The sequence below is a fragment of the Maritalea mobilis genome (genome assembly GCF_019800885.1).
GTDB classification, from domain to species: Bacteria; Pseudomonadota; Alphaproteobacteria; order Rhodobacterales; family Rhodobacteraceae; genus Roseibacterium; species Roseibacterium beibuensis.
Window position 1 is genome coordinate 75,911 of the sequence record NZ_JAHVKE010000004.1, and the last position, 23,773, is coordinate 99,683.

Annotated in this window: 23 protein-coding genes and 1 other RNA gene; 12 read left to right on the forward strand and 12 right to left on the reverse strand. The window is 65.9% G+C overall.

Features of this window, described 5'->3' with window-relative positions; all coding sequences use genetic code 11:
• Positions 1–11: 11 nt before the first annotated feature.
• Genes clpS through KUV65_RS14810 form a run of 3 tightly spaced genes read left to right on the forward strand, consistent with a single transcriptional unit; the run spans position 12 to position 2,194 of the window.
• Entirely contained in the window at positions 12–350 is a 339-nt protein-coding gene (gene clpS, locus KUV65_RS14800; protein WP_222191708.1) for an ATP-dependent Clp protease adapter ClpS, read from the forward strand.
• A 19-nt stretch (positions 351–369) separates the two neighbouring features.
• Entirely contained in the window at positions 370–1,371 is a 1,002-nt protein-coding gene (locus KUV65_RS14805) for a class I SAM-dependent methyltransferase (protein ID WP_222191502.1), read from the forward strand.
• 13 nt (positions 1,372–1,384) lie between these two features.
• On the forward strand, positions 1,385–2,194 hold the full coding sequence (locus tag KUV65_RS14810; RefSeq protein ID WP_222191503.1) for an SDR family NAD(P)-dependent oxidoreductase: 810 nt from the start codon (positions 1,385–1,387) through the stop codon (positions 2,192–2,194).
• An 86-nt stretch (positions 2,195–2,280) separates the two neighbouring features.
• On the opposite strand, the gene KUV65_RS14815 is transcribed toward KUV65_RS14810, so the two are convergent.
• Complete coding sequence (locus tag KUV65_RS14815; protein ID WP_222191504.1) at positions 2,281–3,060, reverse strand: DUF1013 domain-containing protein; 780 nt, start codon at positions 3,058–3,060, stop codon at positions 2,281–2,283.
• Between the two features lie 138 nt (positions 3,061–3,198).
• On the opposite strand from KUV65_RS14815, the gene KUV65_RS14820 reads away from it, so the two are divergent.
• The gene (locus KUV65_RS14820) at positions 3,199–3,837 is read left to right on the forward strand and encodes a ribonuclease T2 (protein WP_222191505.1); all 639 of its coding nucleotides are present in this window, start codon (positions 3,199–3,201) and stop codon (positions 3,835–3,837) included.
• A 34-nt stretch (positions 3,838–3,871) separates the two neighbouring features.
• Here the strand turns inward: KUV65_RS14820 and KUV65_RS14825 are convergent, their stop codons facing one another.
• The 4 genes from KUV65_RS14825 to KUV65_RS14840 form a co-directional block, all read right to left on the reverse strand.
• On the reverse strand, positions 3,872–4,921 hold the full coding sequence (locus KUV65_RS14825; protein ID WP_222191506.1) for a class I SAM-dependent methyltransferase: 1,050 nt from the start codon (positions 4,919–4,921) through the stop codon (positions 3,872–3,874).
• 1 nt (position 4,922) lies between these two features.
• Entirely contained in the window at positions 4,923–5,522 is a 600-nt protein-coding gene (recR, locus tag KUV65_RS14830) for a recombination mediator RecR (protein ID WP_261331822.1), read from the reverse strand.
• A 7-nt stretch (positions 5,523–5,529) separates the two neighbouring features.
• Complete coding sequence (locus KUV65_RS14835; RefSeq protein WP_222191507.1) at positions 5,530–5,874, reverse strand: YbaB/EbfC family nucleoid-associated protein; 345 nt, start codon at positions 5,872–5,874, stop codon at positions 5,530–5,532.
• A gap of 84 nt (positions 5,875–5,958) precedes the next feature.
• The gene (locus KUV65_RS14840) at positions 5,959–7,719 is read right to left on the reverse strand and encodes a DNA polymerase III subunit gamma/tau (protein WP_222191508.1); all 1,761 of its coding nucleotides are present in this window, start codon (positions 7,717–7,719) and stop codon (positions 5,959–5,961) included.
• Between the two features lie 145 nt (positions 7,720–7,864).
• Between KUV65_RS14840 and KUV65_RS14845 the strand changes: the two genes are divergently transcribed.
• The gene (locus KUV65_RS14845) at positions 7,865–8,227 is read left to right on the forward strand and encodes a hypothetical protein (protein WP_222191509.1); all 363 of its coding nucleotides are present in this window, start codon (positions 7,865–7,867) and stop codon (positions 8,225–8,227) included.
• A gap of 79 nt (positions 8,228–8,306) precedes the next feature.
• Here the strand turns inward: KUV65_RS14845 and ffs are convergent.
• From ffs to KUV65_RS14870, 5 genes are all read right to left on the reverse strand, one after another.
• Positions 8,307–8,403: signal recognition particle sRNA small type (gene ffs / locus KUV65_RS14850), an RNA gene on the reverse strand.
• A 57-nt stretch (positions 8,404–8,460) separates the two neighbouring features.
• On the reverse strand, positions 8,461–9,228 hold the full coding sequence (locus tag KUV65_RS14855; RefSeq protein WP_222191510.1) for an ABC transporter permease: 768 nt from the start codon (positions 9,226–9,228) through the stop codon (positions 8,461–8,463).
• Positions 9,225–10,061, reverse strand: a complete 837-nt coding sequence (locus KUV65_RS14860) for an ABC transporter ATP-binding protein (protein ID WP_261331823.1) — start codon at positions 10,059–10,061, stop codon at positions 9,225–9,227. The genes KUV65_RS14855 and KUV65_RS14860 overlap by 4 nt, the downstream gene beginning before the upstream one ends.
• Positions 10,062–10,251: 190 nt before the next feature.
• The gene (locus KUV65_RS14865) at positions 10,252–11,265 is read right to left on the reverse strand and encodes an ABC transporter substrate-binding protein (RefSeq protein WP_222191511.1); all 1,014 of its coding nucleotides are present in this window, start codon (positions 11,263–11,265) and stop codon (positions 10,252–10,254) included.
• Positions 11,266–11,441: 176 nt separating this feature from the next.
• Entirely contained in the window at positions 11,442–13,313 is a 1,872-nt protein-coding gene (locus KUV65_RS14870) for a bifunctional 2',3'-cyclic-nucleotide 2'-phosphodiesterase/3'-nucleotidase (RefSeq protein ID WP_222191512.1), read from the reverse strand.
• Between the two features lie 158 nt (positions 13,314–13,471).
• On the opposite strand from KUV65_RS14870, the gene nudC reads away from it, so the two are divergent.
• Both nudC and KUV65_RS14880 read left to right on the forward strand, forming a co-directional pair.
• On the forward strand, positions 13,472–14,452 hold the full coding sequence (gene nudC, locus KUV65_RS14875; protein ID WP_222191513.1) for an NAD(+) diphosphatase: 981 nt from the start codon (positions 13,472–13,474) through the stop codon (positions 14,450–14,452).
• Positions 14,453–14,579: 127 nt separating this feature from the next.
• The gene (locus KUV65_RS14880) at positions 14,580–15,062 is read left to right on the forward strand and encodes an SRPBCC family protein (RefSeq protein WP_222191514.1); all 483 of its coding nucleotides are present in this window, start codon (positions 14,580–14,582) and stop codon (positions 15,060–15,062) included.
• A gap of 2 nt (positions 15,063–15,064) precedes the next feature.
• On the opposite strand, the gene KUV65_RS14885 is transcribed toward KUV65_RS14880, so the two are convergent.
• Both KUV65_RS14885 and KUV65_RS14890 read right to left on the reverse strand, forming a co-directional pair.
• Positions 15,065–15,985 carry a DMT family transporter gene (locus KUV65_RS14885; RefSeq protein ID WP_222191515.1) on the reverse strand — a complete coding sequence of 307 codons (921 nt, stop codon included), beginning with the start codon at positions 15,983–15,985 and terminating at the stop codon, positions 15,065–15,067.
• 215 nt (positions 15,986–16,200) lie between these two features.
• The gene (locus KUV65_RS14890) at positions 16,201–17,031 is read right to left on the reverse strand and encodes a prephenate dehydratase (RefSeq protein WP_222191516.1); all 831 of its coding nucleotides are present in this window, start codon (positions 17,029–17,031) and stop codon (positions 16,201–16,203) included.
• A gap of 118 nt (positions 17,032–17,149) precedes the next feature.
• Here KUV65_RS14890 and KUV65_RS14895 point away from each other — a divergent pair, with 118 nt between their 5' ends.
• From KUV65_RS14895 to KUV65_RS14915, 5 genes are all read left to right on the forward strand, one after another.
• Positions 17,150–17,659 (forward strand): c-type cytochrome, encoded by a 510-nt coding sequence (locus KUV65_RS14895; RefSeq protein WP_222191517.1) that lies wholly within the window; start codon positions 17,150–17,152, stop codon positions 17,657–17,659.
• Between the two features lie 179 nt (positions 17,660–17,838).
• Positions 17,839–19,761 (forward strand): extracellular solute-binding protein, encoded by a 1,923-nt coding sequence (locus tag KUV65_RS14900; RefSeq protein WP_222191518.1) that lies wholly within the window; start codon positions 17,839–17,841, stop codon positions 19,759–19,761.
• 6 nt (positions 19,762–19,767) lie between these two features.
• Positions 19,768–20,916 carry a microcin C ABC transporter permease YejB gene (locus tag KUV65_RS14905; RefSeq protein WP_222191519.1) on the forward strand — a complete coding sequence of 383 codons (1,149 nt, stop codon included), beginning with the start codon at positions 19,768–19,770 and terminating at the stop codon, positions 20,914–20,916.
• Between the two features lie 3 nt (positions 20,917–20,919).
• Positions 20,920–22,137: an ABC transporter permease gene (locus KUV65_RS14910; protein ID WP_261331824.1), complete on the forward strand. Its 1,218-nt coding sequence runs from the start codon at positions 20,920–20,922 to the stop codon at positions 22,135–22,137.
• The gene (locus KUV65_RS14915) at positions 22,134–23,732 is read left to right on the forward strand and encodes an ABC transporter ATP-binding protein (RefSeq protein ID WP_222191520.1); all 1,599 of its coding nucleotides are present in this window, start codon (positions 22,134–22,136) and stop codon (positions 23,730–23,732) included. Before KUV65_RS14910 ends, KUV65_RS14915 begins: the two co-directional genes overlap by 4 nt.
• Positions 23,733–23,773 lie beyond the last annotated feature (41 nt).

A 23,773-nucleotide genomic window follows, 5' to 3' on the forward strand; every position in this document is an offset into this window, starting at 1 on the left:
GCGTGAAGCATATGCAACCCTTGCAGATGATGACGGACAAGCCCGAGAACGACGGCGAGACCACAGTCATCACCAAGACAAAGCCCAAGACGCAGCGCCCGCCGATGTACAAGGTGCTGCTTTTGAACGATGATTACACGCCGATGGAATTCGTCGTGCACGTTCTCGAGCGGTTTTTCGGCATCGGTCACAGCCAGGCTGTCGAGATCATGCTGACCGTTCACAAGAAGGGGGTGGCGGTCGTCGGCGTCTTTTCTTACGAGATTGCGGAAACCAAGGTGGCGCAGGTGATGGATTTTGCCCGGCGCAACCAGCACCCGCTGCAATGCACGATGGAGAAAGAGGACTGACCCCGGTCCTTCCCGCCCCATGACAGACCCCCGTTGGACCCTCGCGATCGAGGCAGGCGATGTGATTCTGCCCGATGGCCCCGTTCTGGTCATGCGCGCCCGTGGCGATGCTGACTACACCGCCTTGGGCGACGTCGTGTGCGTCCAGGGATTCGCCCCCGACCACGACCGTCTTGCCGCGCGCGGCCTGGAGGTTGCGGTCGATCTGCCCGAGGATCGCCAGTTTGCCGCCGCGCTGGTGCAGATCGTCAAGGCCCGGGCCGCCACGCTGGGGGCCATTGCCGAGGCGCTGACCGCCCTGCCGCCCGGCGGTGTTCTGATGGTCGACGGTCAGAAGGACGAAGGCATCGAGGCAACCCTGAAACAGCTTCGCGCGGTGCTCGAGATCGACGGTGTCCTGTCGAAATCGCATGGCAAGCTGGTCTGGCTGACCCGGCCCGAGACCCTGCCGGACGCCGTGATGGACTGGATCACCGAACCCACCGAGACCGAACAAGGCTACCTGACCGTGCCGGGGGGCTTCTCGGCGGACAGACCGGATCGTGGCTCGGAGATTCTGGTGGCGCTGGTGCCACCGCTCAAGGGGCGCGTGGCCGATCTCGGTGCCGGCTGGGGCTATCTCTCGGGCGAGGTGCTGGCGGAACAGGCGGGGATCGAACGTCTCGATCTGATCGAAGCCGACCATGCGATGCTCGAGGCGGCCGAGGTCAATGTCGACGACGACCGCGCGCGCTTTTTCTGGGCCGATGCCACGCGGTTCCAGCCCGATGAGCCCTATGACGCGATCCTGTGCAACCCGCCCTTCCATGTCGGGCGAAAGGCCGATCCGGGCCTTGGGCGTGCCTTCATTGCCGCGGCTGCACGGATGCTCAAGCCCTCGGGCCGATTCTTCATGGTGGCCAACCGCCACCTGCCTTATGAAGATACGCTGAAAGCCAGCTTCGGCACGGGCCGGATGCTGGGCGAGTTGGAAGGCTACAAGATCTACGAGGCCGCCAAGCCACGGCGCGCGGCCCGCTAGCGGAGAGCACCCCATGTCCCTTTCGATCCAAGGCAAGACCGCGGTCATCACCGGCGCGGCGAACGGTGTCGGGCTGGCCATTGCCCGGCATTTCATCGACCGCGGTGCGAACGTGATGTTCGCCGACCGTGACGAGGCGCGGCTGGCCGATGAATGCGGCGCGGTGGAAGACGACAAGGGGCAGGTGCGCTACTTCGCCGGTGACCTGCGCGAGAAACTGACCGTGGCGAACCTGCTTTCTGCGACCATCGACGCCTTCGACAGGATCGACATCCTGGTCAATGCCAGCCGACAGGTCCTGACGACCGACCCGCTGGACCCGACCGACAGTTCGGTCGGCGCGCTTCTGGAACAGAACATGTTCACCGCGCTGCGCCTCAGCCAGGCAGTGGCCAAGCGCATGATCCAGCAGGCCGAAGACGATGGCGTCGAGGAAGGGCCGATCGGCTCCATCATCAACATCTCCTCCATCGCTGCGCGCCGCACCCACCCCGACCTGATGGGGTATTCGATTTCCTGCGCGGCGCTGGACCAAGCCACCCGCAGCCTCGCTGTCGCACTGGCCCCTCACCGCATTCGGGTGAACGGCGTGGCGTTCGGCTCGCTCATGTCGGCCAGCCTGAAAGAAAGCCTGAACGAAACCGACGGTCTGCGCGAAGAGATCAAGCAATGCACGCCGATGGGCCGGATCGGCAGCGCGCGCGAAGTCGCGGCCGCGGTGCAGTTCCTTGCCTCGGACGGGGCGGGCTTCGTCACGGGCGAGGTGCTGACCGTGGATGGCGGGCGCACCCTGCTCGATAACGTCACGATCGCCGCGCACTAGGCGTCGTCGCCGCGCGCCGGACCCAAAAAGAAACCCCCGGCACGGCACTGTGTCGGGGGTTTTTCGTTCTGCGAGGGACGAGGCGATCAGCGCTGATCGTCGTCCTCGTCCTCGTCGTCGTCACTGCTGTTGGGCAGGTTGAAGAGGCTGTCGGCATCCACCATCGCGCTTTTGCGATCCGTCTCGTCCTCTTCGTCGTCGGCCGTGTTGTCGCTGAGCGAGAAGGTTTCCAGCCCCGAGATCGCGCTGGGGATCTTGGGCTCGTCGGGATCGGCGGCAAGGCTCTGCTCGGTCGAGACCAGGCGGCGGCGCTCGTCGTCGGTCATGACATCGCCGTCCTTGGCGCGCTTGGCGTTGGCCTTCTGCACGGCGGCATCCAGTTCGGACTGCTTGCACAGGCCAAGCGCCACCGGGTCGATCGGCTGGATGTTCTGGATGTTCCAGTGCGTGCGCTCGCGAATCGCCTGGATCGTCGGCTTGGTCGTCCCCACCAGCTTGGAGATCTGGCCATCGCTCAGTTCCGGGTGGAACTTGACCAGCCACAGGATCGAGGCCGGGCGGTCCTGCCGCTTGGACAGCGGCGTGTAGCGCGGGCCGCGGCGCTTTTCCTCGCCCACGGCGGCGGCGTTGAACTTCAGCTTCAGCTTGTAGGTCGGGTCGGCCTCGCCCTTGTCGATCTCTTCCTGGGTCAGCTGGTTGTTCACCAGCGGGTCGAAGCCCTTCACGCCGGTGGCCACGTCACCATCCGCGATGCCCTGCACCTCCAACTCGTGCAGGCCGCAGAAATCGCCGATCTGCTTGAAGCTGAGGGTGGTGTTGTCGACGAGCCAGACGGCGGTGGCCTTGGCCATGATGGGTTTGTTCATCGGATCGTCTCCTTGAGACAGAATACACGAGGAACGGGCCGTTGAAGCGGCTGCGGAGGGGCCTCCGCAATTCCTCGATTTCAGGGAAATCGGAGCGTATATAGGCCCAGACCGGGCCAGAGAAAAGAGGGAATGCGCGTGCGTGGGGTTTTGTTGGCGGCGCTTCTTGCCGCGCTTCCGGTTGCCGCCGGGGCCGAAGGGGAACCGGCCGGAGAGTTCGATTACTACGTCCTGTCGCTCAGCTGGACCCCGTCCTGGTGCGCCATCGAGGGCGATGATCGCGGCAGCCCGCAATGCGACGCGGGGCAGGGCTACGGGTTCACGCTGCACGGGCTCTGGCCGCAATACGAGGCGGGGTGGCCCAGCTATTGCCCCACGGTCGAACCGATGCCCACCCGCCGCATGACCGGCGAGATGGTCGATATCATGGGGTCTTCGGGGCTGGCGTGGCACCAGTGGCGCAAGCATGGCGTCTGCACCGGGCTGGATGCCGAGGATTACTACCGCCTGTCGCGGCTGGCTTATGACAGCGTCACACGGCCCGACCTGCTGCGCCGGCTGGATCGGGAAGTGCGCCTGCCCGCCCGCGTGATCGAAGAGGCGTTCCTGGAAGTGAACCCGGATCTGAGCGCCGACATGCTGACCGTGACCTGCCGCGCGGGCCGCGTGCAGGAGGTGCGCATCTGCCTGACGCGCGGGCTTGAGCCGCGCGTCTGCGGCGACGACGTGATCCGCGATTGCACGCTGGAGCAGGCGATCTTCAGCCCCATGCGCTGAAGCCTTAGCCGCAGGGCACGCCGCCGCCCTTTGCTCAGGCGCGGAACACGAAATAGACCATCGGGGCGACCGGGGCGGTTTCGTGCAGCGCGCCGAACGTCGCGTCCAGCGCCTCGAAGACCGGGGCATATCGCTCCAACGCGCCTTTCTCGTGGCCAAGCAGCCCTTCCAGCGTGTTTTTCAGACGGCGCAGCGGCGTGACCTCGTCCTGTGGCTGATCGATCGGGAAACACTCGGCAAAGCCCGCCTCGTATCCCACCCCGCAGAGTGTAGAGATGTCGAACACGCGATCCTCGCCGCGCCCGATCCCCTGTGCGCCTTGCAAGACCTGCCGCGCGCCGCCTTCAAGCCGCATCATCGCCAAGGGGCTGAGCCCTTTCTTCGCGGCCGGTTTTCGCGCAAGGAACCCCCCGCTGGCTGGCGCCTCGTCACTCGGGCCGCCGGCCTCTTCGAAGCGGCGGATCAGGTCCATGGCGAAGGCCGCCCAGATCTTTCCCTGCAAGCAGGGTTCGAGGAAGATCGCCGCGCCGCCGGGTTTCAGCCAGCCGCGGATGCGGGTCAGCATCGCGTTGGGATCGCCCAATTGGCACAGCGTCGCGCGCCCCACGACCATGTCCAGCGACTCGGCTGCGAAATCGAGCGTTTCCGCGCCAGATTGCAGGATGATGGTCCCCGGCGCGGCGGCGATGGACACAAGGTGGTTCAGCGCGGCGGCGGAGGTTTCCGTCGCATAGAGCTTGCGCACCCGATCCGACGCCGACAGGCCCGCTGTCCAGGCGCCCCCGGTCGCGCCGATCTCCAGCACGTCCGACAGGTGCCTGCGCCCCATGACCTGTTCGATGATCATCTGCAGGTCACGGAAATGGCTGCGCCGGGCCGCCTCGGTCGGGAAAAAGGCCCGTGCCACGTCGCCGGCCTGCGTGTCGGCCGGTGGCGCGCTGCCAAGGGCGAGGGCATGAACACCGCCTTCGGCGCGCACCTCGTGCCCGCACTGGCGGCAATTCATCAACCCGTCCCTGATCCAGAGCTGCCCGCCGCCACAAGCGGGGCACATCAGCGCGACGTAACCGGAAGGTGCGTCCATGTCAGAGTGTCTTTCTTGCCTTGAGCGCGGCGGAAATCGTGCCGTCGTCCAGATAATCCAGCTCGCCGCCTATGGGCACCCCTTGTGCCAGAGACGTGACGGAAACGCCCAGGCCCTCGATCTCGCCAGCGATGTAATGCGCGGTCGTCTGCCCATCGACGGTGGCGTTCAGCGCGAGGATCACCTCGGTCGCGCCTTCGCCCCGCACGCGGTCGATCAGCTTGGGAATACGAAGGTCGTCGGGGCCGATATCGTCCAGCGCGGAAAGTGTCCCGCCCAGCACGTGATAACGCCCCTGAAATGCCCCGCCCCGTTCCATCGCCCACAGGTCCGCCACGTCCTCGACCACGCAGATCTGCCCGTTTGCACGACGCTCATCGGAACAGATCGGGCAAAGGTCGGCCGTGCCGATATTGCCGCAGTTCAGGCATTCGCGGGCGGTGTCGGCCACCCGTGTCATGGCCTCGGCCAACGGGCGCATCAACTGCCCGCGCTTCTTGATCAGGTGCAGCACCGCGCGCCGGGCGGAACGCGGGCCCAGGCCGGGCAGCCGCGCCATCACCTCGATCAGCGCTTCGATGTCCTTGGGGGCGTCGGTCAAGCGCGCCTCAGAACGGCATCTTCATGTCCGCCGGCAGGCCGAGCCCCTCGGTCAGCTTGGACATTTCTTCCTGGCTCTTTTCCTGCGCCTTGGACTGCGCGTCCTTGATCGCGGCAAGGATCAGGTCCTCGACCACTTCCTTGTCGTCCTCGTTGAAGATCGACGGGTCGATATCGAGCGCGGTCAACTCGCCCTTGCAGGTCGAGGTCGCCTTCACGAGGCCCGCGCCGGATTCGCCGGTGACGGTCATGGTGGCGAGTTGCTCCTGCATCTCGGCCATCTTGCCCTGCACTTCCTGCGCCTGTTTCATCAGCTTGGCCATATCGCCCAGCTGGCCCAATCCCTTCAGCATGTCGGACACTCCATATTGCGGTTCGGTTTCAGATACGCCCTTGCCGGTGCCGCCTCAAGGCGTCACGCGGATCGGGCGCTGCGTTCATTCGTCCTCGAACGGGTCCCAGTCATCGGGGGTGTCGTCCTCGTCCGGCATCTCGGGCAGGGCCTCGGTCGCGGCGGCCTGCGCGATCTCGGCATGGGTGCGGATCTGGGTAATCTTCGCGGTGGGGAATTTCGACAGAACGGCCTGCATCAGCGGGTGGTCGGTGACCTCGGCCTCCATGGCGCGCTGCGCGGCCTCGGCCTCTTCCGCGATGGTCGGGCCGCCGCCGTCGCTGGCGACCGAGATCCCCCAGCGTGCGCCCGTTGCGGTCTGCAACATGCGGCCCAGGCGCGGGATCAGGTCGCGCGGTGCGTTCTCGGTCGGTTGCAGCTCGATCCGTCCGGGCGCGTAGGAGACGAGGCGCAGACAGGTCTTCACTTCGATCAGCAATTTCAGATCGCGCGCCTGTTCCAGCAGGGCCACGACGCTTGCCCAGGTCGGGTAGAGCGACAAGTCCGGACCGGGCGCGCGGTTCAGCGCCGCCTGCACACCGCCCCCCTGCGGCGCGGCGGAGTGGTACGCCCGAGGCGCGGCGCCATTGGTCGGCCCGGCCCCCGGCATTCCGCCGCCACCACCGGGCGCGGGGGGCGGCGTATCCGACAGTTTCTTGACCAGATCGCCGGGCGTGGGCAGGTCGGCCACATGCGTCATGCGGATGATCGCCATCTCGGCGGCCATCATGGCGTTGGGCGCAAGGCGCACCTCGTCCAGCGCCTTCAGGAGCATCTGCCACATCCGCGTCAGCACCCGCATCGGCAGCTTGTCGGCCAGGCCCCGGCCGCGGCTGCGTTCTTCGGGTGAGAGGGTCGGGTCCTCGGCGGCCTCGGAGGTGATCTTGATGACGCTCAGCCAATGCGTGATTTCTGCAAGGTCCCGCAGCACGGCCAGCGGGTCGGCCCCGGCGGCATATTGCGCGCCCAACTCGTTCAGCGCGCCGGGTGCGTCGCCGCCCATGATCGCCTCGAACAGGTCCAGCACGCGGGCGCGGTCGGCCAGCCCCAGCATCGCGCGCACCTGGTCGGCGGTGGTTTCACCCGCGCCATGGGCAATCGCCTGGTCCAGCAAGCTCATCGCGTCGCGCACCGAGCCTTCGGCGGCCCGCGTGATCAGTGCGAGCGCATCCTCGGCGATCTCGGCGTTTTCCTTGGCCGCGATGGATTTCAGATGCGCGATCATCACCTCGGGCTCGATCCGCCGCAGGTCGAAGCGCTGGCAGCGGGACAGGACTGTGACCGGAACCTTGCGGATCTCGGTCGTTGCGAACAGGAATTTCACGTGGGCAGGCGGTTCCTCCAAAGTCTTGAGCAGCGCGTTGAACGCGCTGGTCGAGAGCATGTGAACCTCGTCGATGATGAAGATCTTGTAGCGCGCGGTCGCGGCGCGGTAGCTGACCGTCTCGATGATCGCGTCGCGGATGTTCTGCACGCCCGTGTGGCTGGCCGCGTCCATCTCCATCACGTCGACATGCCGGCCCTCGGCGATGGCCTTGCAGTTCTCGCAAACACCGCAAGGGTCGGTCGTTGGCCCGCCGGTGCCGTCCGGCCCGATGCAGTTCAGCCCCTTTGCGATGATCCGCGCGGTCGTCGTCTTGCCGGTGCCCCGGATGCCCGTCAGCATGAAGGCCTGCGCGATGCGGTCGGCCTCGAACGCGTTTTTCAGCGTGCGCACCATCGCGTCCTGACCGATCAGATCTGCAAAGGTCGCGGGGCGGTATTTCCGCGCGAGAACCTGGTAACCGGTGTCGGCTGTGTCGCTCATGCTGGCCCTTGGAGTTGATGTCGTCCGAACCTAGGGCGTCCGCCCGTCCGCGTCCATGGGGAACGCCATCCGGGGCAGGTGGATGACCACGGCATCGCCTGAGTGCGCCCCGGCTGATACGATCATGCACGGGAGGTCACATGCGATGGACCGTGACCGCATCATCATTGCCGCCCTCTTGGCGGTGTGGCTTGTCTCCGCGGGCCTGTCGGTGTCGGCCCTGATGGCCGAGCCGACGGGCGACGGCTTCGTGCGGGGTTTGAACCGGGTGACCGGTTTTCTCGGCTGGCAACTGGCCGCCGCGCTCGTGGCGTTGCCGCTCTGGCTGACATCGCGCCGTTTGCCGAAAGGCAGCGCGCTGCGCTGGATCGCGCGGGTTCCCGGCTGGTGGGCGGCGCTCTTGTTGGCATTGATCGGGACGTTTATCGCCGCCGGGGTGATCTCATCCTACGTGGGATCGCCGCCGGACGATCAGGCGCCGGGTCCGGTGACTGCACCGGTAGATTGATGGCGAAGGTGGCCCGCGCGGGGTCGTTTTCTTGAAACGACCCTGTCGGGCGATGCGCACCGCTTGCGCGGTGCGTTGAGGTGAGAGGCTGGACAGCGACCCAAGCGGGGCTCGTTGTGGCTGCTTCCTTCCGGACCTGACCAGGTTGGCGAGGCGCTTGCCCGCGCCAACCTCTCAAGGCGTCAGATAGGGAAAACGATGCAGAGTCGCAAGGGGCCGCTGGCCCGCCGCTGTCACCCTGCCGGTCGCTCGGCCCAGCCTGCGAAGATCTTCTCCAGGAAAACCACGATGTAATAGAGGAAGATCCCCAAAGCGGCGAGCGCGAAGAGCACCGCGAACATCAGCGGGTAATCCGCGCTGATCCGCCCCGAGTCGAACAAATCCCCCAGCCCACGCCCATGCGGGCTGACAATCTCCATCAAGTTCGTCCCGATGAAGGCGAGGGTTACGGCGACCTTCAGGGCACCGAAGAATTCAGGCAGGGTTTTGGGAAGCGCGATTTTCCAGAAGATCGTGAAGTTCGAGGCACCAAGGCTGCGCAGGATGTCGCGATATTCCGGTTCGAGGGTGCTGAGGCCGATGGAGACCGAGACGGCGATGGGAAAGAAGCTGATCATGAAGGCGATCAGGATCGTGTTGAAGTCGTGCTGGCCGACGAAGATCAGCGCGACGATGGGCACCACGGTCGCCTTGGGGATCGCGTTGAAACCCACGAGGATGGGGTAGAGCCCTTCGCGCGCAACGCGGGAAAAGCCCATGACCATGCCGATCAGCGTGCCCACGACGACGGCAAGGCCAAGGCCGACCACGGTGCGCCACAGCGTCTCCCAACTCTTGATGAGGAACAGTTCCCAGTAGCGGGTGAAGGCCGGGATCAGGTCCGAGGGGCTGGCCATCCGGTAATTCGGCAACTCGTTGTACCAGACAGCCCATTCCCACAGGCCGAGCACGAGGATGATGGTGATGACGGGCGCCAGGATCTTGCGGGCTGTGTCGTTCATGCGCTGGCCTCCGCGGTCATCTCGGGAACATCGGCGGCATCGGCGCGGCCCTGCGCCACCTGGATCTGGTGGCGCAGGATCGCCAGCATGTCGACGGCCTTGGGCGTGTAGAGATCTTCGAGCGTGCGCTTGCCCTCGATATCCACGTCCAGCACGTATTGCGCGTGCGCCGGGCGCCCGGACAGGACGATCACCTGGTCGGCCAGGAACACGCTTTCGCGCAGGTCATGCGTGATCAGAAGGCAGGTGAAGGGCTCTTCCTCGCGCAGGTCGTGCATGGTGCACCACAGGTCCTCGCGGGTGAAGGCATCCAGCGCGCCGAAGGGTTCGTCGAGGATCAGAACGTCGGGCTTGTGGATGATCGAGCGGCAGAGGCTGGCGCGCTGGCGCATCCCGCCCGACAGCTCGGAAGGCCGCTTGTCGGCAAAGCCGGTCAGGCCCACCAATTCTAGCAGGTGATGCGCGCGCTCGGTCGCATCGGCCTTGGACATGGGGCTTTTGACGATTTCGAGGGGCAGCATGATGTTTTGCAGGATGGTGCGCCACTCCAGCAGCACCGGGTTCTGGAACGCCATGCCGACGGTCGGGCGTGGTGAGGTCACCAGCTTGTTGTGCAGCCAGACCTGCCCCTCGTTCGGGCGCATCAGGCCCGACACCAGCCGCGTCAGCGTGGATTTTCCGCAGCCCGAGGGGCCGACCACGGCGCAGAAGCTGTTTTCGGGGATCTTGACGGTCAGGTTGTCGAGAACGGGAAGGGGGCCTGCCTTGGTGCGGTAGGCATGGGTCACCTCGCGCAGTTCGATCATGTAGGAGGAGGCGGAGGTGGACGTCATCGGCAGGGCTTTCGGGTGGTTAACGGCGCATCAACGCTTTTCGGGTTTGTGCAAGGGCAGGGTGAACAGGGGCGGCGAAAACCGCGGGTCACACCCTGTACACATCCTGTACACACCCCGTGCATACGCGGGTCCGCCGGGCCGGGCGCGCAATGGCCCGGCCCGGCGGGTCGTGTTCAGGTCAGCGCGCTCAGGGCGCAACCATCAGCACGTCGCCCTCGGGCAGGTAGGCGTCGGTGAAGTAGAGCGACGCGTCGGGCTCGTTCTGGAACTCGTAGGTCAGGGCGAGTTGCTCGATCGCCGTGGCAAGGCGGTCGGGGTCAACGTTGCCCATGCCGTTCTCGATGACGTAGTCGGTCAGGACGTTACCCTCGATGGCCAGTTCCAGGCGCTGCTGTTCGAGCTCCGCGTCACCCGCCGGGTTGCGTTCCAGAACGGCGGCGATGCCCGCGGCCGGATCGGCGATGGCATCGGCCCAGCCGCGCGCGACGGCGGTGATGAAGCCGGTGACCATTTCCGGGTTCTCGGCGGCGAAATCGGTGTTCACGATCAGCGCGTTGCCGTAGAGGGCCACGCCGTGATCGGAATACATGATCGTCGTCAGGTCATCGGCGGGCACGCCAAGGCGCAGGGCCGAGAGATAGGACGAGAAGTTGAAGCCGGTCACGGCATCCACGTTGCCCTCGGCCAGCATCGGCTCGCGCGTCGGGAAGCCGACGGGTTCGACGGTGATGGTCGACACGTCGATATCGTTCACGGCGGCAAGGATCGGGAACTGTGCCCAGGCGCCATCGGGCGGCGGTGCGCCGAGGACGGAGCCTTCGAGATCCTCGATGCCCGAGATGCCCTGGCTGACGCGGCCCACGATGGAAAACGGCGGGCTGTCATAGGTCATGAAGATCGCGGTGACGGGCGCGCCGGGGTTTTGGTCGAGGAACGAGATCAGCGCGTTGATGTCCGCGAAGCCGAAGGGGAAGGAGCCCGAGGCGACCTTCGGAATGGCGTCGAGCGAGCCCTGGCCCGCGGTGATTTCGACATCCATGCCCTCTTCGGCGAAGTAGCCGTTGTCGATGGCGAGGAAGTAGGGCGCGGAGGGCCCTTCGAAGCGCCAGTCGAGCGCGAAGGCGATGTCGGTGTCCTGCGCGAGGGCAGGGGTCGCGGCGATCAGGGTCGCGGCGAGGGCGGGAATGGCACGGTGCAGCAAGCTGTCCTCCTTCGATGGCCGGAACGGCCCGGCGTTAAATCGTCCTCACTCACGCGACTGCGCGGTGCGGCGTCAACGAAACCGGCATGTGAGGGGGAAGGCTAAGAGGATGCCGCCGCCCATTGCAAATATTTTGGGCGGAGTGGTGAAATTTTATGCATGCGCGATGTGGCCGACTACAGGCCGAGTCGGAAGCCGAAGAATCCGCTGGGTTGCAGGCCAAGCGGGGTCAGGCCAAGCGCCTGCGCCCGCTCGGCATGGGCGGCGGCGTCCGGCCCGGTCTCGAACAGCACGGGCGTGTTGCCCAGGGGTGTGAAGCCGAAGTGATCCGTCGGGCGCGGGGTGATCGGGTGCTTGGCCGTCGCAATGGCCTCGATCACCGCGTCGCGCACCGTGGCTGGCGAGGTGGCGACCGTTTCGGCCTCGGCGCAGACCGGGAAATGGCCGCCCCCCGCTGCGCGGTAGGAATTGGTAACCACAAGGAACGTGTCCTCTGGCACAACGGGGCGTCCGTCGGCATGGCACAGGTCGCGCACCCGTCCGGGCGTGTCAAAGATCTCGTCCCCCTCGGCATTGGTGCGGGACGGTTGGCTGAGGTCGAAGCGGTAGCCAAGCCCCTCGATCCGGTCGAAATTGTACCCGGCGAAGGCGTGGTCGATCATCGGTTGCGGCGCGGCGTCCGGGCCTAAGGGTGTGATCTGACGGAAGAGCGAGGCGGTGCGTTCCAGCCATGCGACGATGCCCGCGCCGGTCATGCGCAGGATGCACAGCTGGTTGGGGTAGATGTAGAGGTCGGCCGCGTTGCGCAGGCGCAGCGGGCCTGCGGGGATGTCGGTGTAATTGCCGGGGCCGCCCCGCCCGCCGGATTTGAACGGCGCAACGGCAGAGAGGAGCGGCAGGCCGGAGAGGTCGGGCCGGTCGGCCAGAAGCTCTTGCGCGGCGTGGCGTTGGGCGTCGGCCACGATCTGGGTCGCGGCGCAGGGCGCGAGAAAGCTGAAGAAGGTCTCCAGCGGCACGGCGGTCTGGCCAAGGGGACGGTCGGTGTAGTGCCGGACGGCGCGATGATCGGTCCACAGGATCGGGCGCAGGCCAGGGTGGCGACGCAAAACGCCGCGCAGGCCGATGCCGGGGCGCTCCGCGATCGGGAACGTGCGGGCGGTGCTGCCGGTGACGGCCCAAGCGCCGTTCTGGCGGGTCAGGGTCAGGTCGATGCGGCCCAGATGCGAGCCGAACGCGCCGGGTTGGACGATGCGCGCGCCGGCGGTCTCGATCTCGGGGAACACGCGGTGGCTGTGGCCCGCGATCACGGCATCGACGCCGGGCAGGGCGGCGACGACCGTGGCGGCGTTTTCCATGCCGGGTTCTGGTTGGTCCGCACCAAGGCCGGAATGGGCCAGCACGATGACAAGGTCCGCGCCCTCCCGGCGCAGCGCCGCAACCTCGGCCGCGACGGTGTCGGCGATGTCGGTGACCTCGATCGTGTCGCCAAGCCGCGCCCGCCCCCATTTCGCGATTTGCGGGGGGGCAACGCCGACCAGGCCGATGCGCAGGTCGTGCGCGTTTCCGGCGGTATCGGCGACGTCCCGCGTCAGGATCACGCGGGTGGGCCAGCGCGTTGCGCCCTGACGGCGACGGACATTGGCGAGGATGACCGGAAACTCCGCGGTGCCAAGGGCGGTTTCCAGGGCCTCCAGCCCGAAATCGAAATCGTGGTTGCCCAAGGTCGCAGCGTCGTATCCCAGCGCGTTCATCGCGGCGAACATGGGATGCGCGCGCCCCGTGGGGCGGAGGTCATCCAGCCACGCATCGCCCAATGGCGCGCCTTGGAGCGTATCGCCATTGTCCAGAAGCAGGGTATTCGCGGCCCCCGCGCGCTCGGCCACGATCCGCTCGGCCACGCGCATCAGGCCCACGGCCGGATCGGGCTGGTCGCGATAGTAATCGAACGGCAAAAGATGCGCGTGCAGGTCGCTGGTCGCCAGCACGCGCAGGTGCACCTGCACCGCGCCGTCCGTCGCTTCGCCTGATATGTTCGAGCGAAGGGTCATGTTGTCCCCGTTCTTCCCCTCTGCCAGTATGCGGAGGCTGCGCCGGTGGAAAACAGGGCCGCCAGACGCGAAGTGACGGAAAAGGCGTCTAATTTCAATGATGTGACTCTGTCGCCACACCCAACGTCAGGTGCTGGTGGGCGGGGCGGGGACAGGCCATGAAACGGGCGGAGACGGTTCTTTTTGCAAGCTCGGGCCTGGACCGGGCAGCCGAGATGCGGCGCGACGAGGCGGCGCTGAAAAAGGCGCTGAAGGATGGGGCTGGTGTGCTGCCGCTCTGGCGCGGCAAACCCATGCTGGAGGGGGATTTCGAGACGGGCGCGGTCTCGCCGGCGTTTCGCCCCATGGGCCATCCGACGCTGGCCAAGGCCAGGGAGGCCCCGGTTTTCCTTGGGCGGGACGAGACAGCCGGCCCGCTTTTCGCCGTCGATATCTCGGGTTGGGTGCCGGCGGACGTGGATGAAGACCAGATCGGCGGTTTTGTCGACAACACCGTCCAGCGCCACCCGTCCGAGGAAAAGACCGGCGCGGGCTTTGCGGAATTGCGCCGCATGATGACCGGCCTGTCGGTGCGCGACGCGGAACTGGTCGCCACCGCGCGGGGCCTGTTGGAATGGCATCGCACCCACCCGTTCTGTTCGCGGTGCGGGGCGGCCTCGGAGATGGCCGAGGCCGGATGGCACAGGGCGTGCCCAAGCTGCGGCGCACGGCATTTCCCGCGCACCGATCCGGTCGTCATCATGCTGATCACCGATGGCGAGCGCGTGCTGGTTGGCCGCTCTCCCGGTTGGCCCGAGCGGATGTATTCGCTGCTGGCCGGTTTCATCGAACCGGGCGAGACCGTCGAAGGCGCGGTCCGGCGCGAGGTGATGGAAGAGGCCGGGATCAAGGTGGGGCGGGTGTCCTACCTGTCGAGCCAGCCTTGGCCGTTCCCGGCGTCGCTGATGATGGGATGCCGGGGCGAGGCGCTGAGCCGCGAGATCACGATCGACCCAGAGGAATTGGAAGACGCGCGCTGGGTCTCCCGTTCGGAGATGCTGGAGGTCTTCGCGGGGCGTCACCCGGAAATCGCCCCCGCCCGCAAGGGCGCGATCGCGCATTTCCTGCTGGAGCACTGGCTGTCGGACCGGCTGGATTGAGCGGTGCTGCGGGCACGTCGCGACGGGTCGACCCTCTTGACCTTGTTGCATGGTGGGCAGAACAGTCGAAAAAGGACGCGTGACAGCGCCCGGCGGGGTGTGTCGGGGTGGGTGAAGGAGTGACCAGATGAAGTTCAAGGTTTCCGAAGACGTGGACGCACCGATGCAGGTGGTTTGGTCTCGCTTCGTGGATTTTTTCCAGTTCGAGAGTGAAGCGAAGGGGCGCGGGGCCGATCTCGTCCGGATCGGCGATTGGTCCGAGCCTGCGAAGGGTGCCAAGTGGCGCGGCGAGGTGCCGGTGCGTGGCAAGACCCGCGTGATTGCCGCCGAGATCACGACCTTCGACCCCGAGGACACCTGTGTTGTCACCAGCCAGATCGGGGGCATGGATTGCGTCTATGACCTGACCTTCGTCGCGCTGTCGCCCGAGGTGACACGCGTGACCTCGGTCATGGAGCTGTCCGCCAATACGCTGTCGGCCCGCCTGTTGCTGCAGACGATGAAGCTGGCGCGGGGCAAGGTGATGCAGAAATTGCAGGCGATCCTTGCGCGGCAGGGCAACGCGGCCGAGGCGACCTGGCGCAAGATGCAGCGCAGCCAGCAGGCCTGAGTTCACGCGCCGGGCGTGTTGGCCTTGCGCTGGCGCGCCCGTTCCAGGCCCAGGTGCCGTTCGCGCAGGATGATGGCGACCCCGGCGGTGACGATCAGTGCGGCCCCGGCCAGCATGGTCACGGTCGGCACCTCTCCGAACACGGTGTAGCCCACGGCCAGCGCAAGCAGCATGGAGCTGTATTCGAACGGCGCGATCAGCGAGGCGTCGGCGTGGCGGTAGGAGGAGGTCAGAAGGATCTGGCCCAAGCCGCCGAACAGCCCTGCGCCGACCAGCATCGCCGCCACGCCCGGCGTCGGCCATGCCCAGCCCCAGGGCAGGGTCAGCAGCGACAGGCAGGCCGAGGTGACCGAGAACCAGAAGACGATGGCGGCCGTCCCCTCGGTCTGCACCAGCTTGCGGACGAAGACCTGCGCCAGCGCCGCGAAGACCGCCCCCATCAGAACCACGATCGCGCCAAGCGTCTGCGACGGGTCGACCGAGGCCGCATCGACCGACAGGCGCGGCGACAGCACGATCAGCACCCCGCTCATCCCCAGCGCGACCATCGACAGGCGGAACAGGCGCACCTTTTCGCCGAGGAACATCGCCGCGAAGACCACGACGAGAATCGGCGCGGCATAGCCGATCGCCGTCACCTCGGGCAGGGGCAGAAGGCCGAGACCGGCAAAGCCCAGGCCCATGGCGCTTGTGCCCACCAGCCCACGCCAGAAATGGCCCATCGGGTTCTTGGTATAAAGGCCACGGGGCAACTCGCTCCTGCTGGCCAGCCAGACCAGAATCACCGGGATCGCAAAGACCGAGCGGAAGAACACCGCCTGGCCCGGCGGCACCGTGTCCGAGGCCGCCTTGATGAGGCTGGCCATGGTCACGAAGACACAGACCGAAGCGATCTTGAGGGCAATTCCGCGTAGGGGGTTCATCGGGGCAAATCCGGTTGCGCGCCATATCTGTGCGCCTGAACCGGGCGCTGTGCAAGGGCGCGTCCGGTGGATGCCCCAAGGCGTGCAGCGCGCGCCTTGGGCGTCCGGCCCTCGCCTGCCCGATCATGTGATGCATGACGGGTGGTGTCGCATGGGTGCGTCAAGATTTCCTTAACGACAGGAAATTTTTCAGCGCTGCTCGGCGTCTCGCGCGATCAGTCGCGCATCGGGTCCGCGGGGTAGGTGCCGAGGATTTCGAGCATGGAGGTGAAATACTCCAGCTCTTCCAGGGCAAGCTGCACGTTGCGGTCGTCGGGGTGTCCCTCGATATCGGCGTAGAACTGCGTCGCCGTGAAGGAGCCGTCGACCATGTAGCTTTCCAGCTTGGTCATGTTCACGCCGTTCGTGGCAAACCCGCCCATCGCCTTGTAAAGCGCGGCGGGGATGTTGCGGACGCGGAAGACGAAGGTCGTCATCATGTGATCGGCCCGGCGTGTCATGTCGGGTTCCCGCGCCATGATCAGGAAGCGCGTGGTGTTGGTGTCGTGATCCTCGATATGACGGGCCAGCACGTCGAGGCCATATATCTCGCCCGCCAGTTCCGAGGCCAGCGCCGCCTTGGACTTGTCGCCCCAATCTGCGACGTCGCGCGCTGCGCGGGCGTTGTCGGGGCTGACCCGGCCCTTGATGCCGTGATCGCGCAGGAAGCGCGCACATTGCGGCAGCAGGACAAGGTGGCTCCACGCCTCCTTGATGTCCGAAACCTCGGCGCCCGGCACGGCCAGCAGGTTGATGTGCACGCGGACGAAGGCCTCGTCCACGATATGCAGGCCGGATTCGGGCAACAGGCGATGAATGTCGGCGACGCGGCCATAGGTCGTGTTCTCGACCGGCAACATGGCCTGTTCGGCGCGGCCCTCGCGCACGGCATCGATCACGTCTTCGAAACTGGCGCAGGGCAGGGCTTCGAGACCGGGGCGCGCGGCATGACAGGCCTGGTGAGAGTAGGCTCCGGGCTCTCCCTGGAAGGCGATGCGATTGGTCATGGCGTCAAAACCCGGTCTTTTTCGTGCAAAGGGCGTTTCGTCGCGCTCCCTACACCTTGCCTCGGACCAAGGAAACACCATACATACGCCCGAAACCGCGACCTGAATGGGAAGATCCATGTTCGACACGATGACTCTGACCAAGGCCTTTGGCGCGCTCTGCGGCGCCCTGTTGTTCTTTTTGCTGGGCGGCTGGGCTGCTGAAAGCCTGTATCACGTGGGCGGCGACGACGAGGTCCAAGGCTACGTGCTGATCACCGAGGACGCTGATTCCGAGGCGGAAGAGGAAGAGGTCATCGAAGTGGCCTTCGCCGATGTTTATGCGACGGCGGATGCTGCCGCAGGCGAACGGCTTTGGCGCCAGTGCCAAGCCTGCCACGCGTTGAATGGCACCGATGGTGTGGGTCCGCACCTGAACGGTGTTGTCGACCGGCCCAAGCACAGCGTTGACGGTTTCAACTACTCCGACGCCCTTCTGGCGCTTGAGGGGGCGTGGACACCGGAAAACATCTCCAACTTCATCGCGAACCCGCGCGCTTATGCGCAGGGAACGGCCATGTCCTATGCCGGTATGCGCGATATCGAGGATCGTGCGAACCTGATCGCCTATCTTGCCACGACCGAGTGAACGGCAACAGCAGCGCCCGAGAATTGTATTTGCAGAGCCGTCCCCTTTTGGGGGCGGCTTTGTTTTTTGTCGTGATCACCCGAGATCACGCATTCTCGTCTTGAACCCCGTCGGGGGTGGTCACTAACCTTGATCGACCCACATCAAGGGGGCAGCAGCCGATGACAACGGAGATGCAGATGCAACGACGCCGACCCGCCGATGCCGCCGTGACGACGCCTGGACAGGGCTCTGCCGTTTTGCGCATGGGCGCGGCGCTGCCCCTGGCCGGTGCCGCGCTGATCTGGGCGCTGGCCGCATGGCCCGGCATCGCGCAGGACGACGGCGTGACCGAGACCTACGGCGTGTCCACCTTTGGCGAGTTGCGCTATGGCCCCGATGCCGCGCATCTGGATTACGTGAATCCCGACGCGCCGCAGGGCGGGGAGATGTCCTTTGCCTGGTCGTCCGGCTCGTTCGATTCGCTGCATCCCTATACCCGGATCGGCCGCCCGGCGGTTCTGTCCTCGGTCTTCTTCGAATCGATGCTGGAGGGGACGGCGGACGAGATCGGATCGTCCTATTGCCTGCTTTGCGAGAGCATGGCCTTCCCCGAGGATCGGTCCTACGTGATCTTCACCATCCGCGAAGAGGCCCGGTTTTCGGACGGCACGCCGGTCACGGCGGATGATGCGCTGTTTTCCTACGAGATCCTGCGCGACGAGGGGCTGCCCAGTTTCCGCGCGACGCTGCCCCTGACCATCGCCTCGGCCGAGGTGCTGGACGAGCGGCGCATCCGGTTCGATTTCAACCCGGACGCGCCGGTGCGCGGGCGGATCGAGGCGGCGGGCGGCCTGCCCATCTTCAGCCGCGCCAGCCACGAGGCCAGCGGGCTGGATTTCGAAGACAGCCGGCTGGAGCCGCTGGTGGGGTCCGGCCCCTACGTGCTGGGCGAGGTCGACCCGGGCCAGCGCGTGGTCTACGCGCGCAACCGCGACTATTGGGGCGAGGACCTGTGGATAAACCAGGGCCGCCACAACTACGATTCGATCCGCATCGAGTATTACGGTGACGCGATCGCCGCCTTCGAAGGCTTCACCGCCGGCAATTACACCTTCCGGCAGGAAAGCAGCAGCCAGGCCTGGGCCAACAATTACGACTTCCCCAAGCTCGATCAGGGCATCGTCCTGCGCGAGGAATTGCCCGATGGCACCATCGCCAGCGGCCAGTCCTTCATGATCAACCTGCGCCGTCCGCAGTTTCAGGATGTGCGCGTGCGCGAAGCCATCGCGCTGATGTTCAATTTCGAATGGACAAACCAGACGCTGTTCTACGGCCTCTATTCCCATATCGACAGTTTCTGGGAGAACACGCATCTGGAGGCGTCCGGCCTGCCATCCGACGAGGAACTGGCCGTGCTGGAGCCGCTGCGTGACCTTCTGCCCGAACGCGTCTTCGCCGAGGAGGCCTTTGCCACGCCGCCGTCGAACCCGGACCGCACGCTGGATCGCCGTCAGGCGCGCCGGGCCACGGCGCTTCTAGAAGAGGCGGGCTGGGTGCCGGGCGATGACGGCTTGCTGCGCAACGCGGCGGGCGAGACGCTGGACGTGGAGTTCCTGAACTCGGGTCCGCTGTTTGACCGGATCATCAACCCTTATGTCGAGAACCTGCGCGCCATCGGCGTGAATGCGCGGCTGAACCGGGTCGACAATGCCCAGCTCAGCCAGCGGCAGCGCGACGGCGATTTCGATATCGTCACCGACCATTTCCCGATGGATTACGAGCCGGGGTCGGGCCTGCGGCAATATTTCGGCAGCATCGGTGCGGATGAAAGCCTGTTCAACGTGCCGGGGCTGGCCGACGACGGTGTCGATGCACTGGTCGAGGTGGTCGTGAACGCCGAGACGCAGGACGAGATGGAAGTCGCCGTGCGCGCGCTGGACCGTGTGCTGCGCGCCCACGTGATCCGCGTGCCGCAATGGTACAACAACCAGCACTGGGTCGCCTATTACGACATGTACCGCTACCCCGAGGAACTGCCGCCCTATTCGCTGGGCTTCCTCGACTTCTGGTGGATCGACCCCGAGGCAGAGGCGGACCTGCGCGCGCAGGGCGCGTTCTAAGACCCCATGGGCGCCTATATCCTCAGACGACTGCTGCTGATGATCCCGACACTGCTCGGGATCATGGTGGTGAACTTTGCGCTGACGCAATTCGTGCCGGGCGGCCCGATCGAGCAGGTGCTGGCCCAGCTAGAAGGCGAGGGCGATGTCTTTGCCGGGATTTCGGGCGGTGGCTCCGAGGCGGGCGGCATCGAGGTCGAGGGCGATTACCAGGGCGCGCGGGGCCTGCCGCCACAATTCCTCGATGATCTGCGGGTGCAGTTCAACTTTGCCCGCGTGGTCTGCGAGGAGGGCTTTGCCGGGGAACCGGACGTGGCCGCGCCCGAATGCGTCGCCGAGGATATCGCGTGGCCCGAACGCTTCGTGATGATGATGTGGGATTACATGCGCTTCGACTTCGGCGAGAGCTATTTCCGGTCGATCAGCGTGGTGGATCTGGTGATCGAGAAACTGCCCGTGTCGATCACGCTGGGCCTGTGGTCGACCGTCATCGCCTATCTCGTGTCGATCCCGCTGGGCATCCGCAAGGCGGTGCGCGACGGCACCAAGTTCGACACCTGGACCAGCGGGTTGATCATCGTGGCCTACGCGATCCCGGGCTTCCTGTTCGCCATCCTGCTGTTGGTGCTGCTGGCCGGGGGGAGCTATTTCCAGATCTTCCCGCTGCGCGGCCTGACGTCTGACAATTTCGAGGACCTGAGCCTGATCGGCAAGGTGGGCGACTATTTCTGGCACATCACGCTGCCGGTGCTGGCCTCGACCATCTCGGCCTTCGCGACGCTGACGCTTCTGACGAAGAATTCCTTCCTCGAAGAGATCAAGAAGCAATACGTGATGACCGCCAAGGCCAAGGGCCTGCGCGAGGGGCGGGTGCTGTATGGCCATGTGTTCCGCAATGCCATGCTGATCGTGATCGCGGGCTTCCCGGCGGTGTTCGTGGGCGTGTTCTTTGGCGGCTCGCTGATCATTGAGACGATCTTCAGCCTCGACGGGTTGGGGCGGCTGGCCTTCGAGGCGGCGGTCAGCCGGGATTACCCGGTGATCTTCGGCACCCTGTTCGTCTTCGGCCTGATCGGGCTGGTCGTGAACATCCTGTCGGACCTGATGTATGTCTGGATCGATCCCCGTATCGACTTCGAGACGCGGGAGACCTGAGCGATGGCGATGCCCGACGATATCCCGCCGCCCGATCCCGCGCGCCCCCGCCTCGATCCCGAGCCGGGGCTGCGGCCGACGCCGCCGCTGCTGACGCCGCGCCCGCGCCGGGGGTGGCTGTCGCCGCTGAACCGCCGCCGCTGGCAGAACTTCAAGGCGAACCGCCGGGCCTATTGGTCGCTGATGATCTTTTTCGTGCTGTATGGCCTGTCGCTGTTCGCCGAGTTGATCGCCAACGACAAACCCCTTCTGGTGCAGTACCGCGGCGGCTATTACACGCCGATCCTCAACTTCTACCCCGAGACGGAATTCGGCGGCGATTTCCGGACCGAGGCCGTCTACCGCGATGTCGAGGTGCAATGCCTGATCGTGTCTGGCGGGCTTGAGGATTGCTGGGACGACCCCGAAGGCGTGATCGAGGAAGTGCAGGAGACGGGGGCGTTTTCCGGCGAGCCGGTGGAGCGGGGATGGCTGCTGTGGCCGCTGATCCCGTACAGTTACAACACGGTGAACGATCTGGGCCGCGCCGCGCCCTCGCCGCCCGACGCGAACCACTGGCTCGGCACCGATGACACGGCGCGCGACGTGCTGGCCCGCGTTATCTATGGCTTCCGCCTGTCGGTCAGTTTCGCGCTGGTCGTGACCTTCCTGACCTCGGTCATCGGGATCGCGGCTGGCGCGGTGCAGGGGTTCTTCGGCGGGGTGGTGGACCTGCTGTTCCAGCGGATCATCGAGATCTGGAACTCCACCCCCAGCCTCTACATCATCATCATCATATCGGCCATTTTCACGATGAATTTCTGGCTGCTCGTGTTCCTGATGGTGCTGTTCGGCTGGACGGGGCTGGTGGGTGTGGTGCGCGCCGAATTCCTGCGCGCGCGGAATTTCGAATATGTTCGCGCGGCGCGCGCTTTGGGCGTGGGCAGTGGCACGATCATGTTCCGCCACGTCCTGCCCAACGCGATGGTGGCGACGCTGACCTTCCTGCCCTTCATCGTCACGGGCACGATCGGCGGCTTGGCGAGCCTCGATTTCCTTGGCTTCGGGCTGCCGTCCTCGGCGCCGTCGCTGGGCGAGATGACGCTTCAGGCCAAGAACAACCTGAACGCGCCGTGGCTGGGCTTCACCGCGTTCTTCACCTTCGCGATCATGCTGTCGCTCCTGGTCTTCATCTTCGAAGGCGTGCGCGACGCGTTCGACCCGAGGAAGACCTTTTCATGAGCGTGCTGGACGTCCGAAACCTGAACGTGACCTTCCGGCAGGGGGAGGCCGAGACGCGCGCCGTGCGGGGCGTGTCCTTCAGCATCGACCGGGGCGAGACGGTGGCGCTGGTGGGCGAAAGCGGATCTGGCAAGTCGGTGACGGCGCTGTCCACGGTCGACCTGCTGCCCGACTCGGCCGAGATCACGGGATCGGTGAAATACAACGGCGAGGAAATGGTCGGCGCGCCCGAGGACCGGCTCCGCGACATAAGGGGCGACGATATCAGCTTCATCTTCCAGGAGCCGATGACCTCGCTGAACCCGCTGCACACGCTGGAAAAGCAGATCGCCGAGAGCCTTGCCCTGCACCAGGGGCTGAGCGGAGAGGCCGCGCGCGCGCGGATCATCGAGTTGCTGACCAAGGTGGGCATCCGCGACCCGGAAACCCGGCTGGGCGCCTATCCGCACCAGCTGTCGGGTGGGCAGCGGCAGCGCGTTATGATCGCCATGGCGCTGGCCAATGGCCCCGACCTGCTGGTGGCGGATGAGCCGACCACGGCGCTCGACGTGACGATCCAGGCGCAGATCCTGGAACTGCTGGCCGAGCTGAAGCGCGACATGGGGATGAGCCTTTTGTTCATCACCCATGACCTTGGCATTGTCCGGCGGATCGCGGACCGGGTCTGCGTCATGCAGGGCGGCGAGATCGTCGAGCAGGGGCGGACGGAGGAAATCTTCGCCAACCCGCAGCATCCCTATACGCAGAAGCTGCTGGCTGCCGAGCCGACGGGCACGCCCGACCCGGTGCCCGAACACGCCGAGAAGATTGTCGAGACGAAGGACCTGCGCGTCTGGTTCCCGATCCAGCGCGGGTTTCTGCGCCGGACGGTCGGCCATGTGAAGGCGGTGAACGCGGCGACCATCAGCGTGCGCGCGGGCGAGACGCTGGGCATCGTGGGCGAAAGCGGGTCCGGCAAGACGACGCTGGCCTTGGCGATCCTGCGGCTGATCTCGTCCGATGGGCCGGTCGTGTTCATGGGGCGCAATATCCAGGGCCAGAAGTCGCGGGATTTGCGGCCCATCCGGCACAACATGCAGGTGGTTTTCCAGGACCCTTACGGGAGCCTCAGCCCACGCATGACAATCGCGCAGATCGTGGCCGAGGGGCTGACGGTGCATGGTGTCTCCAAGGCCGAACAGGACCGCCGGGTGGCCGAGATCCTGACCGAGGTGGGGCTCGACCCGTCGATGATGGATCGCTACCCGCACGAGTTTTCGGGCGGGCAGCGGCAGCGGATCGCGATTGCCCGCGCGATGATCCTGCGGCCCAGGCTGGTGGTTCTGGACGAGCCGACCAGCGCGCTCGACATGACGGTGCAGACGCAGATCGTGGACCTGCTGCGGCGGTTGCAGAAGGATCACGACCTTGCCTACCTCTTCATCAGCCATGACCTGAAGGTCGTGCGCGCGCTGAGCCACAAGGTCATCGTGATGAAGCAGGGTGACGTGGTCGAAGCGGGCGATGCCGAGGCGCTGTTCTCGAACCCGCAGACGGCCTACACGCGCGACCTGATGCGCGCGGCGTTTGGAGACCTGCCGGAAAGCGCGGCCTGACGCCCCTGACCGATACCTATGTGCCGCAAAGGAAAACGCCG

Bases quoted from the DNA above. Each gene is read 5' to 3' on its own strand.
- clpS (WP_222191708.1), top strand. From the start codon at position 12: ATGCAACCCTTGCAGATGATGACGGACAAGCCCGAGAACGACGGCGAG.
- KUV65_RS14815 (WP_222191504.1), bottom strand. From the start codon at position 3,060: ATGAACAAACCCATCATGGCCAAGGCCACCGCCGTCTGGCTCGTCGAC.
- KUV65_RS14880 (WP_222191514.1), top strand. From the start codon at position 14,580: ATGAAGTTCAAGGTTTCCGAAGACGTGGACGCACCGATGCAGGTGGTT.
- KUV65_RS14870 (WP_222191512.1), bottom strand. From the start codon at position 13,313: ATGACCCTTCGCTCGAACATATCAGGCGAAGCGACGGACGGCGCGGTG.
- KUV65_RS14840 (WP_222191508.1), bottom strand. From the start codon at position 7,719: ATGAGCGACACAGCCGACACCGGTTACCAGGTTCTCGCGCGGAAATAC.
- KUV65_RS14825 (WP_222191506.1), bottom strand. From the start codon at position 4,921: ATGGACGCACCTTCCGGTTACGTCGCGCTGATGTGCCCCGCTTGTGGC.
- KUV65_RS14915 (WP_222191520.1), top strand. From the start codon at position 22,134: ATGAGCGTGCTGGACGTCCGAAACCTGAACGTGACCTTCCGGCAGGGG.
- KUV65_RS14845 (WP_222191509.1), top strand. From the start codon at position 7,865: ATGGACCGTGACCGCATCATCATTGCCGCCCTCTTGGCGGTGTGGCTT.
- KUV65_RS14860 (WP_261331823.1), bottom strand. From the start codon at position 10,061: ATGACGTCCACCTCCGCCTCCTCCTACATGATCGAACTGCGCGAGGTG.
- KUV65_RS14810 (WP_222191503.1), top strand. From the start codon at position 1,385: ATGTCCCTTTCGATCCAAGGCAAGACCGCGGTCATCACCGGCGCGGCG.
- KUV65_RS14855 (WP_222191510.1), bottom strand. From the start codon at position 9,228: ATGAACGACACAGCCCGCAAGATCCTGGCGCCCGTCATCACCATCATC.
- KUV65_RS14835 (WP_222191507.1), bottom strand. From the start codon at position 5,874: ATGCTGAAGGGATTGGGCCAGCTGGGCGATATGGCCAAGCTGATGAAA.
- KUV65_RS14910 (WP_261331824.1), top strand. From the start codon at position 20,920: ATGGCGATGCCCGACGATATCCCGCCGCCCGATCCCGCGCGCCCCCGC.
- KUV65_RS14885 (WP_222191515.1), bottom strand. From the start codon at position 15,985: ATGAACCCCCTACGCGGAATTGCCCTCAAGATCGCTTCGGTCTGTGTC.
- KUV65_RS14895 (WP_222191517.1), top strand. From the start codon at position 17,150: ATGTTCGACACGATGACTCTGACCAAGGCCTTTGGCGCGCTCTGCGGC.
- KUV65_RS14900 (WP_222191518.1), top strand. From the start codon at position 17,839: ATGCAACGACGCCGACCCGCCGATGCCGCCGTGACGACGCCTGGACAG.
- KUV65_RS14905 (WP_222191519.1), top strand. From the start codon at position 19,768: ATGGGCGCCTATATCCTCAGACGACTGCTGCTGATGATCCCGACACTG.
- KUV65_RS14805 (WP_222191502.1), top strand. From the start codon at position 370: ATGACAGACCCCCGTTGGACCCTCGCGATCGAGGCAGGCGATGTGATT.
- nudC (WP_222191513.1), top strand. From the start codon at position 13,472: ATGAAACGGGCGGAGACGGTTCTTTTTGCAAGCTCGGGCCTGGACCGG.
- KUV65_RS14890 (WP_222191516.1), bottom strand. From the start codon at position 17,031: ATGACCAATCGCATCGCCTTCCAGGGAGAGCCCGGAGCCTACTCTCAC.